The sequence below is a fragment of the Bradyrhizobium diazoefficiens genome (assembly GCF_016612535.1).
GTDB classification, from domain to species: Bacteria; Pseudomonadota; Alphaproteobacteria; order Rhizobiales; family Xanthobacteraceae; genus Bradyrhizobium; species Bradyrhizobium diazoefficiens_C.
On the sequence record NZ_JAENXS010000001.1, the window covers coordinates 187,116 to 205,302 of the forward strand.

The window sequence follows — 18,187 nt, forward strand, 5'->3', positions numbered from 1 at the left end:
ATTCATTCAAATGCGAGCGAATTCGGTTACCGCTGCGTAACGCCCGCGCTGCGCTTGAGGCACTCATGCCTCTCCGGCGTCATGGCCGGGCTCGTTCCCGGCCATCCACGCCTTTCCGCACGGTACGAAGACCGTGGATGCCCGGGACAAGCCCGGGCAAGACGAGCTTCCTACGGATTCGACGGCGTCAGGACCAGCGGCGGCTTCGGCCGGGGTCTTGCGGGCGGCGGGCCCGGGGCGGGTCTCACCTCGATCGGCGGCGGCAGGGGCGCGATCTGCTGGCTCGCAAGCGGCGGGCTCGGCGCCGCCGGGGCCGCAAGCGCCGGCTTCGGCGTCGGGGCGGCCTTTGGTTCAGCCCTGGGCTCAACCCTCGGCTTCGGCGGCGCGCGGCGCGGATCGCGGCCCGGCATCGGCACGTCGGTGAGCGCCGGCTCCCGCGCGGGCTCGGGCGAAACCAGTGTCGGCAGCGCGGCAGTCGCCGGCGGCGGCTCGCCGCGCTCGATGGCATCCAGCCTTCGCGTCTCGCGATCGATCGTGCGCACGGCAAGCCAGGATGACAGCGGCGTGAGATCGACGGTACGGTTCAGCTTGTCGGGGGGACCCGCCGCAAACAGCTGGATCTCCGGCGGCGCGCCGGAGAGGCCGGTCATGATTGGCGTCAGGCTGGCGCGGATGTCGGCCTGGTCGGCGGGAATGTCGTAACCACCGGAGACGATCGCGCGCGCGTTCTTCGCCTCCAGCGGGGTTGCGCCGACGCGCAGGCGGCCGTCGTGGATCGTGAACGCGATCTGCGCCGAAGGGACCGAAATGGGCCCCGCCGACAATGCGGGCTCGACCAGCTGGCGCAGCCGGTTGTCGTCGGAAACCTGGCCGCCGTCGCTGGCGCGGATGGCAATCTCGAAGGCGCGCGGATTGAGGCCCGAGATTTCAGCCGAATCCAGCGTCACCGTGCCGTTGCCGGCAAGCGCGCCGGTCAGAGCCGAGACGCTGCGGCCCTGGCTCGTCAGCGACATCTGCACCGAGGCACGCCCCTTGGGCAGCGCGAGATCGCGGTAGCGCAACGATGCCGCATCGACATTGCTGAGATCGAGATGCGCGTTGAGCGCCAGGCCGTTGGCGCCGTTGCGCGCATCAAGGCTTGCGGTCATCTCGCCGCCACCGACGCCGCCCTTGAGCGCATCGAGCGCGAGCGACTGGCCGTCGCCCCTGATCGTGCCGCTGAATGGGCGCATTTCGATTCCGCCCGGCAGGCTGCCGCGCAACGCTTGGAACGCGATCCGGCCGCGCCAGCCACTGACGAGACCTGCGCCCAACGGAGCGGCGGCGTCATGTCCGGCCGCGCCGATCGCCATCGCGAGCGCGGGCGCGGGATCGAGCGTGTCGAGCCCGACTTCACCGTCAACGCTCTTCTCCTGATCCAACGTCATGGCGAGATGGCCGCGCAGATGCGAGCCGGAAGCGGTGCTGTCGAGATCGTCGAAAGTCAGGCGATTGCCCGATAGCCCGACGCGCGCGGACAGGCTCACATTCTGGGCCGATTTGTCGGCCGGACTGATTCCGAACAGCGGTGCCAGATTGGCGTTGCGCACGCGCAGATTCACGCTGGCCTTCGGCTCCGGCGCCGACAATTCGACGCTGCCCTGCGCATCCGCATCCAGCCCGCCGCCGCTGAGCTTGGCGTTCAGCAGCACGGGCCGGCGCCACGCGCCGCTCAGTCTGCCCTCGATCTGCGAGGCGCCCTCGCCTGCGGCGACCATGCGATCGAGACCGAGCAGCGCCGTCAGCGAGGCGGCCTGCGGCGTCGACACCTTCGATTCCAACGTGAAGTCGCTGTTGCGCAGCTTTTCGATGTCGATGCCGTTGAGGGCCGCCACCGGCGTCTGCGCGGTGAGCGTCGCGGTGGCCTTGAGCTGCGGCGCATCGAGATCGAACACGGCGCGTGCGTTGCTGCGATCGGAATGTTCGGCATTCTTGTCGAGGCTGAGGTCGAGCTTCAGGCGCGTCGCGCCGGGCAGTGGCGCGATCGCATCGAAACGTGCGCGCAGCGCAGGTGCGATCGGCTCGAGCAGCGCCGTGAGATCGCGCAGCGAATTGGCCGACGATTTCAGCGCGAGCTTGCCGGTGGCCGTGGTGCGATCGAAATGGCCGCTCGCCTCTGTGGTCACGCCGCTGGCCTGCCCGAACCGCAGTTGCTCCAGCGACAGCGTCGCCGGACCGTAGCCGAGCTTGGCCGCGAACGGCCGCAGCTCCTGTCCGGCCGAAATCGCCCGGCCAATGTCGAGCGAGAGCTTCGCCTCCTCCGGCCATTCGCCCTGCGGTCCGGCGAGTGCGCGGACAAAGCTCGCGGCGGCGTCGAGATCAAGCCGGTCCGCCTTCAGCTCTGCGTCGATCCGCGAGCCTTTGTTTGCGCCGGTCTGCACGTAGGCAATGCGGCCCTCGACCGCGCCGCCCTCGATGTCAGCTTTCAGCCTGTCGATGGCCAGATGATTGGCGGCGATCGTCACGTCGCCGGCAAGGCGGAGCGGGCGCGTGCTGCGGCGGTTGATCTCGCTGCGGCCCTGGAGCCAGGCCACCAGCGTATCGGGATCGGAGGATTCGACGCTGAGGCGGCCGCTAAAACTGTCAGCGCCGGGCGTGGCGCCGTTGAGCGAAAGCTGCGTCATGCCGGGCGCGCGCAGCTCGAGCCGCTGGAAGGTCCAGGATTTGCCATCGGTCTTGAGCTCAGCCGCGATGTTCTGCAGCGGACGGCCGCCCAGCATGATCTGGTCGGAGTTGAACTCGATCTGTGCCGGGATCGGCGCCTGCGGGATCGCCGCGAGACCCGCGCGCAGCGCTGGCAGAATCCGCAGCGGCTCGGCATCGTCCCGGCCGGCGAGCTTGTCGGCATCGATCTGCCGCGCCGACAGCACCGCGCGCAGCAAGGGCGCAGCGCCGAACCTGAGGTCGCCGACGCCGCCGACCTTCAGCGCAGCGTCCTCGGGGCCGAAGCTCGCCTCGACCTGGTCGAACTTGGCGCCGGCCGGATCGGCCTTGAGTTTCGCGGCGACCCTCCAGGGTGTCGGTCCCGCCTTACCCGGCTCCTTCGTCGGCGGCACCGCCAGCGTCAGCGCGCCGTCGAATTTCGGCTGGCGGTTGTCGAAGGCGAGCACGCCTTCGAGATCGGCCAGGATCGCGCGCTCGCCGGGATCGATATTGAGGTGCAGACGGGTGGCGCTGCCGTCGGGGCTCGGCCCGGAGGAGATCCGGAACGGATAGCGCGTCCCGGCCGCGGTGAAACTGCCATCACCGCGCACCGAGCCCGCGAGCGAGCGCACGTCGCCGGAGAAGACGATGTCGTTGAGCTCGAGCGTCGAGCGGCTGGCGGCGTCGTGAAGCGCGATGCGGCCGGTGAGGTTCAGCCGCTCGATGGCAAGCGAGGCCAGGTTGAAAGTGCCGCTCGCGGTGGACGGCAAATCGACCCGCCCTTTGGCATCGAGGCCGAGATCCACCGCCATGCCGCCGACCGAAAGCTCGGTGGCGCGCCATTCGCCCCGCATCAGCGAGCTCAGGCTGAACTCGACGTCGAGCTTGTCGGCGCGCAACCGCCCGAGATCGTTGTTGCCGCCGAAGGTGACCGCGCGCAGCCGTAGCGTCGGCGCCGGCAGCAGCCGCGCATCGAGTTCGCCCGCCACGCGCACGGGCACGCCGATGATCCGGCTCGCCTCCGCCTCAAACTGGGGCCTGAACTGGTTCCAGTCGACGAAGTAAGGCCCGATCAGCGCGGCTAGCAGCGCCAGAATAAAGGCAATCGCCAATCCGAGCAGCGTCGTCTGCACGGGTCTCCTCTCGACCAAGCCGGCACCCGGGTCAAACCCAAGCCTACAACCAAGCTTCAGGCGCGCCGGAACAGCCCCTTATATAGGGGGAAGTGTGGCGAAGTCACAGCGACTGTTGCGCGCGGAGGTTAACGCGCCCGGGCCTTACCAGCTCGCCGGCAGCTGCTTCAGGCCACGCAGCACGAAGGTCGGGCGCCATTCCGGGTTTTCGACGTCGTCGAGGCGCAGGTCGGGCAGCCGGCGCAACAGCGTGGCGATGGCGATCTCGGCCTCGATGCGCGCCAATTGGGCACCGAGGCAGAAATGGATGCCGCCGCCGAATGAGAGCGGCCGGACATTCGGCCGGGTGATGTCCAGCCGATCGGGATGATCGGGATAAACCGCCGGATCGTGATTGGCCGAGCCGAGCAGGCAGAGCACGGACTCGCCCTTGGGGATCCGCTTGCCGCCAAGATCGTCGATCTCCTCCAGCGTGACGCGCCCGGTCATCTGCACCGAGGAATCGTAGCGCAGGAATTCCTCGATCGCGTTCGTCATCAGATCCGGCCGCGCCTTCAGCAACGCGAGCTGGTCCGGATTGCGATGGAGCGCCAACAGGCCGTTGCCGATCAAATTGACGGTGGTCTCGTGGCCGGCGCCGAACAGCAGGATGATGTTGGCCGTCAGCTCCTCATTGGTGAGCTTGTTGCCATCTTCCTCGGCCTGCACCAGCTGGGTGATGAGGTCGTCTCCGGGATTGCGACGTCGCAGCTCGAACAGCGGCTGGAAATACATCTGCGCCATCGCGTTGGCGGCATTGCCCTTCGCGATCTCCTCGGGCGTCATCGGCACCGGATCGAGCAGCCGCCCGCCATCGCGCGAGCTCTTATAGAAGACCTCGCGATGGTCCTCCGGGATGCCGAGCATGTCGCAGATGATGGTGACCGGCAGGCGGAAGGCGAAATCCTCGATCAGGTCCATGTGGCCGCGATCGATCACCGCGTCGATGGTCTGGTCCACGATCTCCTGGATGCGCGGCCGCATGTCTTCGACCCGGCGCGCAGTAAAGGCCTTCACGACGAGGCCGCGCAGGCGGGTGTGATCGGGCGGATCGGCCTGCAGCATCCAGTTGCCCATGCTGCGGAACACCGGCTCCTTCATGATGTCCGGGCCATAGCGGCGCGTCGTGCGCTCGACAAAATCCTTGCCGAAACGCTTGTCGCGCATCACCAGACTGACGTCGGCATGACGGCTGGCGACGAACTGGCCGAACGGCGTGACATGGATCGGATCGATCGTGCGCAGCCGGTCGTAATGCGGATAGGGGTTGCGGATGAAGTCCGGCGCCAGCGGATTGAACAGCGGATCGCCGGCGGGTTGCACTTGCTCGTTCATGGTGACCTCACATCGGTTGCCGCATGATACGAATACGCGAGGCTGCCCCATGCCTGGCGTAACCATCCCTTGAACTCGATTACCAACTCGATACATTATTGTATCGAATTGCATTCTGCCCTAAACTGCGCCGATGTCAAGGGTGAGAACCAGGCCGACCAGGGACGACACGCGAGACAAGCTGTTCGAAGCGGCTGCGCGCGTGTTCGAGGAAGGCGGCATCGGCGGCGCCAGCATCGAGGCGATCGCGGCGGCGGCAGGCTTCAGCCGCGGTGCGTTCTATTCGAACTTCAAGAGCAAGGACGAATTGATCATCGCCATGCTCGAGGACCATGTCGAGCAGTCGATCCGGCGCAACATGGAGATCCTGGCGCAGCACAAGAATCTCGACGATTTCATCGCGGCCTTGAAGTCGATGGATCGCACGCGGCAGGACCCGCTCGGCCGCTCGCCGCTGCTGCACATGGAGATGATCCTCTTCGTCGCGCGCGCCGAGAAGCGCCGGCCCGAACTTGCAAAACGCCTGCGCGCGCGGCGCAAGCTGATCGCCGACATCGTCGAGGCGACATTGAAGAGCAACGCCAACGGCGAGACACTGAACCCGCCCTGGATGGCCTCCGTCGTGCTGGCGCTGGAAGACGGCTTTCGCCTGCACCGGTTGATCGACCCGGAGACCACGCCGGCCGACAGCTTCTTGCGCGCGATCACGGATTTGCGGCGGAGGACGGGGTTGGCGTCGGAGTGAGGGCAGTTGACCCGCTGCACACGGCACATATAGATGCAAGAAGATGGCGCCTGCCCTGGCACCGGAGTTCGAGCGTTGAAGAATATACAGGTCATTGATCGTGCGGCGAACGCGACATTCAGCGTGTTTCAAGCGACTGAAGAGGAATTTCGGGCCATCTTCCCATTGGATGGCCAAGACATCGAGCTTTGGGAAGATTTCGTCGGACGCTATGGAGACCAGTCGGAACGAATTCTAGGGCCAATCTGGGAGCGGCCTATTCTAAAGCGAGATGCACATGGCATCCAAGGAACTCTCTACTGCGAATATGAAGACCGGCGACATCACTTGCCGGCAACAAAGCGAGAGGTTGACTGGGACGAACGAGCGATTAATTCTGCGCAGCGGCGGTTGTTTGCCAGCAAGCGCTGACTATTCCTTCTGGCCTGCCCATCATGGTCAGTTGCTCTTCCGCTCCCAAGGACCGAACGGATATACAACGTCTTTGTTAATTCGGACCCAGGAGTACACGCCCTACGCCGACCGCCTCGTCGCGCCCCACCCACCGGCTTGAGATCCAACCGCCCCAGCAGCCCCCTTGCCTGCTCGGCGCAGTGCTCGATCAGCCAGCGCTCGAAGGCGACCGGCGGGAGCGCAGGGGCGTAGAGGAAGCCTTGCGCGACGTCGCTACCGAGTTCGGCCAGCATCTTTCGCTGCCCCTCGGTATCGACGCCTTCGGCGACGATTGTCATGCCGAGGCCCTGCTCTACGCGCAACACGCCGGTGGCGATCGCGAGCACGTCTGTATCCCTCTCGATGTCGCGTAAAAATCGAGACGAAAGGCCCGCGGCAAGAAGGCACCTCGTGCTAGCGAATGCGTTTGCCCTTGCTTGTCGGCAATGGGCAGTTCGTGCAGACGCTGTCGTCGCACATCCGGCAGATCGTGAAGCGGTCCATCTCGGACGTGTCCTGCCTTGCCAGCAGGTTGTGGATCAGCTTTTCGAGCACCTTCGTCTCGGCCGGCGATAGCACATCCAGAAGTGACGCAACGGCCGAAATCCGGGAGGTCATCAGTTCGTTCCGGGTCGCAGCGCCAGTGGCCGTCAGGTGCAACGCGACCTCACGGCCGTCCTTTCCCGGCCGGCGCTCGACAAGCCGGTCCGACACCAGACGATCGACCAGCCGGACCGTTCCGGAATGCGACAGGCCAAGAATGCGGCGGAGGTTGTCGTTGGTCATGCCCTGACCATACCCAATGACGACGAGCGCTGCCGGCGTCTCACCGCCACGGCCTATGACCTCGCGCGCCCCCTGCTCGATCCGATCCATGACCGCGAGCGAGAGCGCTCCCAGCAAATTCGCGATTCCAGTTTCCATGCGATGAATAATATGTGCGCTGCGCACAAAAAACAACTTGACCTTATATGTGCGCTACGCACATATTTGAGCAACGATGATGACGAGGGAGAATGGCGATGAATATCCGGAGCACCGCACTACCAACGCCGAAGGACACCGGCAGCGAACCCGCCCTGAAATACGTGCAAGCCAATGGCGTGCGGTTCGCCTATCTCGAACAGGTGAGCGGGCCTCTTGTGATGTTCATGCACGGCTTTCCCGACAACGCCTGGTCCTATCGAAAGCAGCTGCAAGCCTTCGCGGATGCGGGATATCGTGCAGTCTCGCCGTTCCTGCGCGGCTATGCGCCGACCGAGATCCCGGCTGACGGCATTTTCGATCCGATCGCACTGGGCAAGGACTTGGAAGCACTGATCGCGGCGCTGAGCGAGGATGGACAGGCCCGCGTCGTCGGCATGGATTGGGGCGGCACGTCGACCTTTCAGGCGCTCGCGACGGCGCCATCGGCGATTAAGGCCGCGGTGGTGATGAACACGGCCCATCCGATTACGTTCTCGAGCATCAGGCGGGATCCGGAAATCGTTCGATCCATCTTCCACGTCTACTTCTTCCAGCTGGCCTATGCCGAATCCGCAGTCAATATCGAAGGACTTCCCTTCGTCGATTATCTCTGGAAGCTGTGGTCACCGACATTCAACGGTGCCGAACACATCCGTTCGATCAAGGAGACGCTCAGCTCTCCCGGCACCATGGCCGCGGCGCTCAAATACTATGGAGGCCTGACCGATGCGGGACGTATGGGCCGGCTGCCGATCAGTGACATGCAGACGCCGACGCTGACGATCTATGGCAGCAACGATCCGACAGCGAGATATTCGGTGAAGGAGGAGCCGCTCTTCAAGGGACCGCACAAGCGCATTGTCCTGCCGGATGTCGGGCACTTCCCGCACCTCGAGCGTGAGGCCGAAGTCACCGGTCTGATCATGGACTGGTTCAAGACGCACGCGCCCGACTGAACAACCTATCGCGGACGCCGAACGGCGCCGCCCGACCGTCTTCAGAAATCTCTGACCAGGAGTGCGCGCGATGAACGTCAAGACACAGCAGCAATACGCCGAGACATTTCACGGTCTTCACAGAACAGGAGATCCGCTCGTCCTGTTCAACGCCTGGGACGCCGCCACCGCCAAAGCCATCGCGAAGGCGTCTCCGGCCATCGCGACCAGCAGCGGGGCGGTCGCGTCCGCACTTGGATATGTGGATGGCGAAAACGTCCCGCTCGACATGGTGACAGGTCTGGTGTCGCGGATAACCGCTTCCGTGTCGGTTCCGGTATCGATCGATCTGGAGGCAGGATATGGCGACACCCCGGACGCTGCGGCGGCGGCGGCGGCCAGGGTACTGCAAGCCGGCGCGGTCGGCATCAATATCGAAGACGGGCTATCCGGGGGGAAGCGGCAACTCACCAGTCCCGAACAGCACGCAGCGAAGATCAAAGCCGTGCGCAACGCTGCGCAAGAACTCGGCGTTCGTCTGTTCATCAATGCGAGAACAGATCCGTTTCTGCTGAAATTCGGATCGCCGGATGAATGCCTGAACGAAGCGGCAAGGCGTGCGAAGGTCTATGCCGACGCCGGCGCCGACGGAATTTTTGTACCCGGCCTCACCGACCTCGCGCTTATCGAGAGGTTCGTTCAACTCACGCCGCTGCCGGTCAATATCATGGTGACGCAAGGCGTTCCCACGATCCCGGATCTCGCCCGCGTCGGAGTTCGACGGGTGAGCCTTGGGCCTTGGCCGATGCTGGCCGCAATGCGTGCCATTGGACAGGCCGCCGTGGAGGTCGTCACGAGCAAGCAATATGGCCCATTCCTGCAACCGAATGCGTGAGCCGACAGCTCGGGTTCTCTACGCCGACCGCTTCACCGCGTCGCGCCCCGCCCCCGCAATGTCCAGCCGGCCCAGCATCGCCCTCGCCTGCTCGGCGCAGTGCTCGATCAGCCAGCGCTCGAACGCGACCGGCGCGAGCGCAGGCGCGTAGAGGAAGCCCTGGACGACGTCGCAGCCGAGCTCGGCCAGGGTCTTACGCTGGCCCTCGGTCTCGACGCCCTCGGCGACGACGGTCATGCCGAGGCCCTGGCCGACGCGCACCACGGCGGTCGCGATCGCGAGCGCGCCTGCGTCGCGCTCGATGTCGCGCATAAAGCTGCGGTCGATCTTCAGCTCGCGGATCGGCAGATGCGCGAGGCGGCTGAGGCTGGAATAGCCGGTGCCGAAATCATCCACCGAGAGCCCGACGCCGAGCTCTCGGATTGCGTTCATCGTCTCGAGCGCGGCGACGCTGTCCTGCATGAACGCGCCCTCGGTAATCTCGAGCATCAGTGCATCCGGCGGCAGATCATGTTCGGAGAGGATGTCCTTGAGCCGCGCGGCCAGCGTGACGTTGCGGAAATTGATCGGCGACAGGTTCACCGACACGCAGGGAATGTCGAGCCCGGCGCGGCGCCAGCTCGCCATCTGCCGGCAGGCCTCGCGCACCGACCACAGGCCGATCTGCTCGATCAGGCCGCACTCCTCGGCAAGGGGGATGAATTTTGCCGGCGAGACATCGCCGAGCACGGCATCGTGCCAGCGCGCCAGCGCCTCGACGCCGTGAATGGCGCCGTCGCAGCTGCGGATCTGTGGCTGATAGCTCAGGCTCAGCGCGCCCTCCGCGATGGCGCGGCGCAGCGCCGCGATCAGCGCCAGTCGCTGCTCGGTCAGCCCATTCATTTCGGCGCTGAACAAGCGATGGGTCGAGCGCCCGGCCTGCTTGGCCATGTACATGGCGGCGTCGGCCTGCTGCATCAAGGTGTCGATGTCGGTCGCGTGATCGGGATAGAGGCTGATGCCGATGCTCGCCGACATCTGCAACTGCTTGGATCCAAGCCGCAGCGGCGCGGACAGCGCTTCGGTGATCCCGGCCGCGACGCGTTCGGCGCCCTCGGCGGTGCGTTGCGGCAGCAAGATGACGAATTCGTCGCCGCCGAGCCGTCCCAGCATGTCTTCGGGCCCGATGTGCTCGCGCAGACGCTGCGCGAGCTGGACCAGCAGTTCGTCGCCGGCGGCGTGACCAAGCGTGTCGTTGACGTCCTTGAAATGGTCGACATCGAGGAACGCGAGCGCGACATGGCTGCCGGCCGGGCAGGCCTCGATTGCCGTCGTGATCAGGTGCCGCAGCTGGGCGCGGTTCGGCAGGCCGGTGAGAATATCGTGATAGGCGAGCCGCGCGATCTCGGCGCGCGCTTCCTTGCGCTCGATCGCGAAGGCACCGAGATTGACGCAGGCCTCGACGATGCGGCGGTGCCATTTGCTCGGCGCGCGGGACTCCCGATAGTAAAAGGCGAAGGTGGCGATGACCCGGCCGTCCTTGGCCTTGACCGGGGTCGACCAGCAGGCGCGCAGGCCGATCGCGAGCGGCATCGCCTTGTAGGGCTGCCAGCGCGGATCGGTGCCGAGGTCGGTCGCCAGCACCGGCTCGCCGTAGAAGGCGGCCGTGCCGCACGAGCCGACACTGGGGCCGATCGCGATGCCGTCGAGTGCGCGGGAATAGTCCTCGGGCAGACTGGGGCCGCCGAGCGGATGGATCAGGCCGGCGGCATCGACATGCAGCAGCGAACAGACCACGTCGGGCGCGATCTCTTCGACCCGGCGGCACAGCCTGTCGGCGATGTCGGCGATCGGAACCTCGTCTGCAAGCGAGCTCATGATGAGCTGCTGGAGCGAGCGGAGCTGCTTGATCTCGGTGATGTCCTCGAGCAGCGCGAAGATATGCTTGACCCGGCCCTTCTTGTCCCGGAAGGCATCGATCCGGGCGCAGACCCAGATCTCCTCACCGTCCTTGTCGTAGGCGAGCACCTCGGCCTCGCCGCGGCGGCCGCCATGCATCAGACGCTTGACGAGCTTGGCGATTGCCTTGCGATCGGTGTGGAAGCCGGCGATGAGCTCGCCCGCGCGGCGTCCCTCGGCCTCCTCGCTCGTATAGCCGAACAGCGTCGTGAAGGCGGAGTTGACGTAGACAATGTTCTGTTCGACGTCGGTGATGATCACCGCGCGATTGGTCTGGTCCGCAACGGTATCGAGCAGGCCGATCCGCGCGCGGCGTTCGGCCTCAGCGGTGACGTCGCGCGCGAACACGATGTGATGATTGGCGCCGTCGATGATCACGGACGAGAGCGCGACAGTCGCCCTGATGCGGCTGCCGTCATGGCGCACGAGACTGATCTCGTCGCGGAAGTCGGCAACCGGATCGGCCTGAAGGCATTTGAGCGCGAGAACGGCGGCATCGCGACCGAGCATCTCGGTGCGCGCAAGCTTCCATATCCGCTCCGCGGCGGGATTGAAATGCGTGATGCGATGCGCGTTATCGACGATGACGATAGCGTCGTCGGCGCATTCGAGCGCGGCGCGCAGCACGTCCGGAAGTTCTGTCACAAGGCTATCGGAGGCGAACATCGTCTGACCCGGGCGCATCGGGAAGATGCGGCAATCGGTCCGAGGCTAACGCGCCGATGGGGTCCAAGACGTTTTTGCAATCCGCTCGCCTCCGGCCAAGAGGCGACATACTTAACGTTCCGCAAAAGCGGCGAAGGTATCTTGATGTGTACGGAACCTATTCTGCGGCAGCCCCCAGCTTGAGCTTGTGCAACCGGCCGGCCACCGCCCGCACCTTGCCCGGCGATGCCCGCCATACCGACAGCGCCGACAAGCCGCTCACAACCATGGCGATGGCGAAAGCGAGCGTGTAGTCGCCGGTGCGATCATAGAGGAAACCCGTGAGCCAGGGGCCGGCCGCACCGCCCGCCAGCGCCGCGAGCATGATCATGCCGAAGATGCTGCCCTGGTGGCGCCCCTGAAAAATCTCGAACACCACCGCGCCCATGATCGAGGTCAGGCCGTAACCGAGCGCACCTTGCGTGAACACCATCAGCCAGACCAGCCAGAACGAGGGCTGGTATTTCAGCGCGATCAGCGCCGCGAAGCAGATCGCAAAGCCGGCGCAGCTGATCGCCCAGACCCATTCCCGCCCGATCCGGTCGGAGACATGACCGAGCAGGATCTGGCCGGGGATGCCGAGCAGGCTGACGGTGCCGAGCGCCCACACCGCGACGCCTGGACTGAAGCCGATGTCGAGCAGGAATTTCGTCTGGTGCACCTGCACCGCGTACCAGATATACAGGCCACCGAAATAGCCGAGCGCGATCCACCAGAACCGCGCGGTCGCAAGCGCGCGCCGAAGCGTCCAGTCGGTGTTGGCCCAGACGGGATCGACGACGTTGGAGATTGGCGTTGCGCTACCTGCGGCCGGCGCAGCGTCGCCATCGGGCCGAAGGCCGATGTCCTCGGGGCGCTTGTGCAGGAGCAGGTTGATCGGTGCCAGCACGATCAGGATCATCAGGCCCATCGCGGTGCAGGCGGTCCGCCAGCCGGTCTGCTCGATCAAGTGCTGCACCCAAGGCAGCAGGGTCACCGAACCAATGCCGACGCCGGCAAAGGCGATGCCGATGGCAAAGCCGCGCTTGCGGATGAACCAGTTCGGCAGGAATAGCGACTGGCCGGAATAGCCGAGACAGACCGAGCCGGCGCCGACCATGACACCGATCGTCAGATAGAGGTGCCAGGGCTGGCTGGTGAGCGGCGCCAGCAGCAGCCCGCCACCCATCAGCATCACGCCGAGCTCCATCACCGCGCGCGGCCCCGCGCGATCCATCAGCCGACCAATCAGCGGGCTGGCGATCGCCGACGCCACGAATCCAAACGAGAAGGCGCCCGCCGTGACGCCGCGCTCCCATCCGAATTCTGAGAGAATGGGCGGATAGAACAATGAGAAGGCGGTGCGCGCGTTGACGCCGATGGCCATGGTGACGAAGGTCACCGCGACGATGACCCAGCCGTAGAAGAACGGAAGCCGCATTTTTCTCTATTTCATCCCTGGACGATCCTTCGGACCATCTGAGGATAGCTGGGTCAAGCGATTTTCGCGAATGCGCCTCGAGTGGCCGGCTCAGGCGGCGTCGCGCTGCGAACGCGCGATGGGTCCATCGAGCTCGATCTTGTCGATCGGCAGCGGACGACCGAACAGATAGCCCTGCGCAAAATTGACGCCGAGCGCCTTCAGCCGCTCGAACTCCTCGGCCGTTTCGACGCCTTCGGCGGTGACCGACATGTCGAGCCCGCGCGCCAGCGTCACGATCGAGGAAATGATGGCGGCGCTGCGCGGCTGATGCGTGAGGTTGCGGATGAACGATTTGTCGATCTTGATCTTGTCGAACGGAAACGCGGTGAGATAGCTCAGCGAGGAATAGCCGGTGCCGAAATCGTCGAGCGCGAGCTCGATGCCGACACTCTTGAGCCGCTCCATGAAGGCGTGGTTCTCGGCACCGCGCTCCAAGAGCACGGATTCGGTGATCTCGATCTCGAGCCGCTGCCGCGACAGGCCGGAATCCCGCAAGGCCGCGCAGATGACGTCGAACAGATCGGCTTCCTTGAACTGGATCGGCGACAGGTTGACCGCGACCATCAGATCGGAGGGCCAGGCCGCCGCATCCGCGCAGGCGCGACGCAGCACGAATTCGCCGAGCGGCACGATCAGCCCGGTCTCCTCGGCCAGCGGGATGAACTGATCCGGCGGGATCAGGCCGCGGGCAGGATGCCGCCAGCGCACCAGCGCCTCGAAGCCGCGCCGCGCGCCGGTTCTGGCATCCATGAACGGCTGATAGTGCACCTCCAGCTGGCAGCGCGCGATGGCATCGCGCAGATCCCCTTCGAGCGTATTGCGCGCCTCTAGCTCGGCCGACATCGCCTCGTCGTAGATGGTGAAGCAGTTCCGGCCGGCCGATTTCGAGCGGTAGAGCGCAAGGTCGGCCTTCTTCAGCAGCTGCTCCTGGTCAGTGCCATGATCCGGCGCGATCGCGATGCCGATGCTGGTGCCGATCTCGACGCGATGTCCCGGCAGCAGGAACGGCTCGGTCACCAGCTTGGCGAGCCGCGCCGCGAGCTCGGTCGAGCAGTCGCGCTGATCCTCGCAGCCTTCCTGGATGATGGCGAATTCGTCGCCGCCGAGCCGCGCCAACACGTCGGTCGCGCGTACCGCGGCTTTCAGCCGCTGCGCCACCAGCCGCAGCAAGGCATCGCCGGCGCCATGACCAAGGGAATCGTTGACGTTCTTGAAGCGGTCGAGATCGAGCATCAGGATCGAGAAGGTCGGACCGCCGCCCTTCAGCTCGCCCTTGAGCTCGTCGAGCCGGGCGAGGAAAAAGGCGCGGTTCGGCAATCCGGTCAGGACGTCAGTCTGCGCCAGCTCGAGCACGCGCCGGTTGGCCAGCGACAGCCGCCGCGAATTGCGGCTTGCGAGCATCAGATAGGTCGACAGCGAGAGCGTCAGCAGCATGCCGACGACGAGGACCGCGGCCGCGCGGTCGTAGGACGTCTCCAGCGAACCGCCGGCCGTCGGCATGGCGCGCACCTGCCAGTCGGCATCCCCGATCCTGAGATGGCCCGCCCAGTGCCTTTCTCGCGCGACATCGCGCATCGATTGGGGCGCCGTGGAAGCCGATGCATAGTCCGGCACCGCCTCCTCGAGACTGACGATGCGTCCGGTGAAGGGCGGATAGATATTGACGCTGACGGCAGGGTTTGTCCCGGTCGTGGTGCGAATGGCCTGCATCAGCAGCGGCAGGTCGAATGCACCGACCACGTAGCCCGCGAGGTTGCGGCGGCGGTCCGCGATCGTCTCGCGCGAGGTGCCCTTGGCATAGACAGGCACGGAGACGATCACGTCGGGCTGACGGCTGTTCTCACGCTCTGCGTAGAGGCGCGCGCGGATCGCAACGATCCGGTCGTTGTCGCGTGCGCGTTCGAGCGCAACGCGACGTTCCGGAACACTGCCATGGTCCATGCCATAGACCGAAGAGGTCTTCGGCTGGGTCGAGTAGAAGACAGGAAAATACTCGTCGCTCTCGGGAGCAATCGCGAAACTGTCGCCCTGGAGCGACCTGACGTGATAGCGGGAGATCCCGTCGGTGACCGCGGCGGCCTCGTACTCGGCGCGTTCCTTGCGGTTGACCCGCGGCAGCCAGGCGATGCGCAGCATGCCCGGATGATGCTCGAACAGCCGGGCGCTGAAGGTCTCGAACTCGCTGCGGGTGATTTCCTCGTTGGTCGATTCGAACAGCGTCCGCAGCGCGACGAGGCGGCTGATATATTCGTTCATGCCGTTCTGCATGACGATGGATTCGGTCTCGGCCGCGTTCTCGAACTCGAGCTTGTTGACGCGGTCTTCCCAGCGCGCCACCGCGGCCGCGCCGACAATCGAGAACAGCAGCCCGACGCCGGCTGCCACGAGCGCGGGACGATAGAGCCCGAGCAGCGGCGCCGCACGCCACCATCCGGTCACGCGTTTCCGATCCGGATCATTCTGATCGCGAGCGCCCATCCTAAAGTCCGCCGTCCCCTCTGCGCGACGGCCGAACCTCTGGTTGAGCCGTCGTAGCCACTATCGGACAAGGACCGCGGTTAAGAACTGCACAATTTCGGAACCCGGCCGTTCCGCATTGCGCGGATTAGTTAACGAAGTGAGGGCATGAACCGGCCTTATGGAAGTAAGTTGCAAGATTTACCCGGTGTATTACGGAGCCGCCGAACCATCGCCGGTTAGCGAGCTATTCAGCCTGCCGGGATATCGTCCCGGGACCTTCTCCATGCACCCGGCAAGACGTCCCCGATGTATCGATTTCGATCAGCGACACGCATCGTCCTGACGATCGCCCTCCTGGCCACGACCACGCTCGCGGCGAAGGGCGAAGAGGTCGGCGTGAGCGACGACGCAATCCTGTTCGGCCAAGCGGCTGCGCTCGAAGGCCCGTCTTCGCAGCTCGGCCAGCATCTGCGGCATGGCATCATGGCCGCATTCACCGAAATCAACGCCAAGGGAGGCATCCACGGCCGCAAGCTGAAATTGATCAGCCGCGACGACGGTTACGACCCCGACCGTTCGGTGGCGCAGACCCTGCGGCTGATCGAGGACGACAAGGTATTCGCGCTGATCGGCGCGGTGGGCACGCCGACCGCGATGGCGACGATCCCCATCACGAGCGGTCGCAACATTCCCTTCATCGGCCCGTTCAGCGGCGCCGCATTCCTGCGCAACCTCGAACTTCCGAACGTCGTCAACATCCGCGCAAGCTACGGCGCCGAGACCGAGACCCTGATCAGGCATCTCACCGAGGATCGCCACTTCACCCGGATCGGCATCTTCTACCAGGACGATTCGTTCGGTCGCGACGGTCTTGCGGGCGTCAAGAATGCGCTCGCCAAGCGGGGTCTCGAGCTCGCCGCCGAAGGCACCTTCGAGCGCAACACCCGTGCGGTCGGCGCGGCCTGGCGCACACTGAAACGCGCCGAGCCCGAGGCGATCGTCATGGTCGGGACCTACGGACCCAGCGCCGAATTCATCAAGCTCGCACACCGCAGCGGTGTCTATCCGACATTCGCCAACATCTCCTTCGTCGGCGCAACTGCACTCGCCAAGGAGCTCGGCGAAGACGGCGAAGGTGTGGTCGTCGCGCAAGTCGTGCCGTTTCCCTGGGATCGCTCGCTCAAGCTCGTCGCTGATTACCAGGCCGCACAGAAGGCGTTCGACCCGACGCTGACGCCCGACTTCGTGTCGCTCGAAGGTTATCTCTCCGGTCGCCTCACGGCGGCGGCCCTGGATGATCTCGGACCCAATCCGACACGCGCGGGACTGCTGCGCGTCATCAACGACATCGGCCGATTCGACATCAGCGGCGACGTGATCACCGTCGGCGCACGCGCCATCGACACGCCGCCAAAGGTGTTCCTGACCGTGATCCAAAAGGACGGGACGTTCAAGGCCGTGGATCGGCTGTAAAGCAGCTCACGGCCGCCGCGTCCAACGGTCGGCGTTGACGGCGCCCTGCGGGGCCTCGCCCTTGATGATGGCGTCGACCTGCCGCACCGTTTCGAGCGACTGATATTCGATCGCCTGCGGCGTCAGCCCGCCGACGTGCGGCGTCGCGATGACGTTCGGCAGCTTCGCCAGCTCCGGCGTCGGCATCTGGTCGGGCGCACGGCCGACATCCATCGCAGCACCCGCGATGCGGTTCTCCAGCAGAGCCTTCGCGAGCGCGGCCTCGTCGACGAGATTGCCGCGCGAGAGATTGATGAAGACGGCATGCTTCTGCATGCGCGCCAGCGCCGCCTCCCCGATCAGCTTCTCGGTCTGCTCATTGGCGATGGCGAGGCAGACGACGTAATCCGATCCGGCCAGGAGCTCGTCCAGCGTGACCTGCCTGATCGCGCTGTCGCTGACGCTGGCGAAGGGATCGGCGACCAATATCTCCATGTGCAGCACTTTTGCGATCTCGGCGAGATAGCGCCCGATGCTGCCATAGCCGATGATGCCGATCGTGCTGCCGCCGAGCTGGCGGCCCATCCGCGCTTCCGGCTTGCGGCCGGCATGGTAATCGGCTGTGGCCCGCGACACGCCGCGCGACAGGTCGACCATGAAGCCGACCGCGAGCTCGGCGACCGCCTGCACGAAGCCGGGACCGGCACGCGTCACCAGCACGCCGGCTTGCGAAGCGGCATCCACATCGACGTTGCGGATGTCGACGGCGCAGCGAACGAAGGCGCGCAGATGCGGCAGTTGTGCAAAGATCTTGCCGTGCCCTTCGGTCATGCGATCGGCGACGATGATGTCGACGTCCTTCGCCGCATTCACGAGGCTCACCGCATCGAGCGCCTGATTGCCCTCGTGCAGGGTCAATTCGGCAATTGCGCGCAGGCCGTTCAGGCTGCGATCGCCGTAATAATTGCGGCGCATCTCCGGCGTGTGGGCCAGCAGGACTTTCACGGC

13 protein-coding genes are annotated in these 18,187 nt (G+C 65.4%); 5 read left to right on the forward strand and 8 right to left on the reverse strand.

Translation table 11 applies throughout. The annotated features are described in order from the left end of the window. Nucleotides 1-170: 170 nt before the first annotated feature. Nucleotides 171-3,815 carry an AsmA family protein gene (locus JJE66_RS00895; protein ID WP_200512253.1) on the reverse strand — a complete coding sequence of 1,215 codons (3,645 nt, stop codon included), beginning with the start codon at nucleotides 3,813-3,815 and terminating at the stop codon, nucleotides 171-173. Nucleotides 3,816-3,959: 144 nt separating this feature from the next. Continuing rightward, nucleotides 3,960-5,189, reverse strand: a complete 1,230-nt coding sequence (locus JJE66_RS00900) for a cytochrome P450 (RefSeq protein WP_200512254.1) — start codon at nucleotides 5,187-5,189, stop codon at nucleotides 3,960-3,962. 133 nt (nucleotides 5,190-5,322) lie between these two features. On the opposite strand from JJE66_RS00900, the gene JJE66_RS00905 reads away from it, so the two are divergent. Beyond that, the gene (locus JJE66_RS00905; protein WP_200512255.1) at nucleotides 5,323-5,934 is read left to right on the forward strand and encodes a TetR/AcrR family transcriptional regulator; all 612 of its coding nucleotides are present in this window, start codon (nucleotides 5,323-5,325) and stop codon (nucleotides 5,932-5,934) included. A gap of 75 nt (nucleotides 5,935-6,009) precedes the next feature. Further along, the gene (locus JJE66_RS00910) at nucleotides 6,010-6,345 is read left to right on the forward strand and encodes a hypothetical protein (protein WP_200512256.1); all 336 of its coding nucleotides are present in this window, start codon (nucleotides 6,010-6,012) and stop codon (nucleotides 6,343-6,345) included. Here JJE66_RS00910 and JJE66_RS37805 read toward each other — a convergent pair. Both JJE66_RS37805 and JJE66_RS00920 read right to left on the reverse strand, forming a co-directional pair. Further along, nucleotides 6,258-6,713 carry an EAL domain-containing protein gene (locus JJE66_RS37805; RefSeq protein ID WP_311979819.1) on the reverse strand — a complete coding sequence of 152 codons (456 nt, stop codon included), beginning with the start codon at nucleotides 6,711-6,713 and terminating at the stop codon, nucleotides 6,258-6,260. The genes JJE66_RS00910 and JJE66_RS37805 overlap by 88 nt on opposite strands. 67 nt (nucleotides 6,714-6,780) lie before the next feature. Next, the gene (locus tag JJE66_RS00920; protein ID WP_200512257.1) at nucleotides 6,781-7,290 is read right to left on the reverse strand and encodes a MarR family winged helix-turn-helix transcriptional regulator; all 510 of its coding nucleotides are present in this window, start codon (nucleotides 7,288-7,290) and stop codon (nucleotides 6,781-6,783) included. A 98-nt stretch (nucleotides 7,291-7,388) separates the two neighbouring features. On the opposite strand from JJE66_RS00920, the gene JJE66_RS00925 reads away from it, so the two are divergent. Then, nucleotides 7,389-8,288: an alpha/beta fold hydrolase gene (locus JJE66_RS00925; RefSeq protein WP_200512258.1), complete on the forward strand. Its 900-nt coding sequence runs from the start codon at nucleotides 7,389-7,391 to the stop codon at nucleotides 8,286-8,288. 70 nt (nucleotides 8,289-8,358) lie between these two features. Beyond that, nucleotides 8,359-9,162 carry an isocitrate lyase/phosphoenolpyruvate mutase family protein gene (locus tag JJE66_RS00930; protein ID WP_200512259.1) on the forward strand — a complete coding sequence of 268 codons (804 nt, stop codon included), beginning with the start codon at nucleotides 8,359-8,361 and terminating at the stop codon, nucleotides 9,160-9,162. Nucleotides 9,163-9,180: 18 nt separating this feature from the next. On the opposite strand, the gene JJE66_RS00935 is transcribed toward JJE66_RS00930, so the two are convergent. The 3 genes from JJE66_RS00935 to JJE66_RS00945 all read right to left on the reverse strand — a co-directional run bounded on the left by JJE66_RS00935 (nucleotide 9,181) and on the right by JJE66_RS00945 (nucleotide 15,745). Continuing rightward, nucleotides 9,181-11,766 carry an EAL domain-containing protein gene (locus tag JJE66_RS00935; protein ID WP_200512260.1) on the reverse strand — a complete coding sequence of 862 codons (2,586 nt, stop codon included), beginning with the start codon at nucleotides 11,764-11,766 and terminating at the stop codon, nucleotides 9,181-9,183. Between the two features lie 157 nt (nucleotides 11,767-11,923). Then, nucleotides 11,924-13,225, reverse strand: a complete 1,302-nt coding sequence (locus JJE66_RS00940) for an MFS transporter (RefSeq protein ID WP_200512261.1) — start codon at nucleotides 13,223-13,225, stop codon at nucleotides 11,924-11,926. Nucleotides 13,226-13,315: 90 nt separating this feature from the next. Continuing rightward, nucleotides 13,316-15,745, reverse strand: a complete 2,430-nt coding sequence (locus JJE66_RS00945) for an EAL domain-containing protein (RefSeq protein ID WP_200512262.1) — start codon at nucleotides 15,743-15,745, stop codon at nucleotides 13,316-13,318. 288 nt (nucleotides 15,746-16,033) lie between these two features. Here JJE66_RS00945 and JJE66_RS00950 point away from each other — a divergent pair, with 288 nt between their 5' ends. Further along, a complete protein-coding gene (locus JJE66_RS00950; RefSeq protein WP_200512263.1) occupies nucleotides 16,034-17,200 on the forward strand; it encodes an ABC transporter substrate-binding protein in 1,167 nt (388 codons plus the stop codon). Between the two features lie 6 nt (nucleotides 17,201-17,206). Here JJE66_RS00950 and JJE66_RS00955 read toward each other — a convergent pair whose 3' ends face one another. Next, nucleotides 17,207-18,184: a hydroxyacid dehydrogenase gene (locus tag JJE66_RS00955; protein WP_200512264.1), complete on the reverse strand. Its 978-nt coding sequence runs from the start codon at nucleotides 18,182-18,184 to the stop codon at nucleotides 17,207-17,209. Nucleotides 18,185-18,187 lie beyond the last annotated feature (3 nt).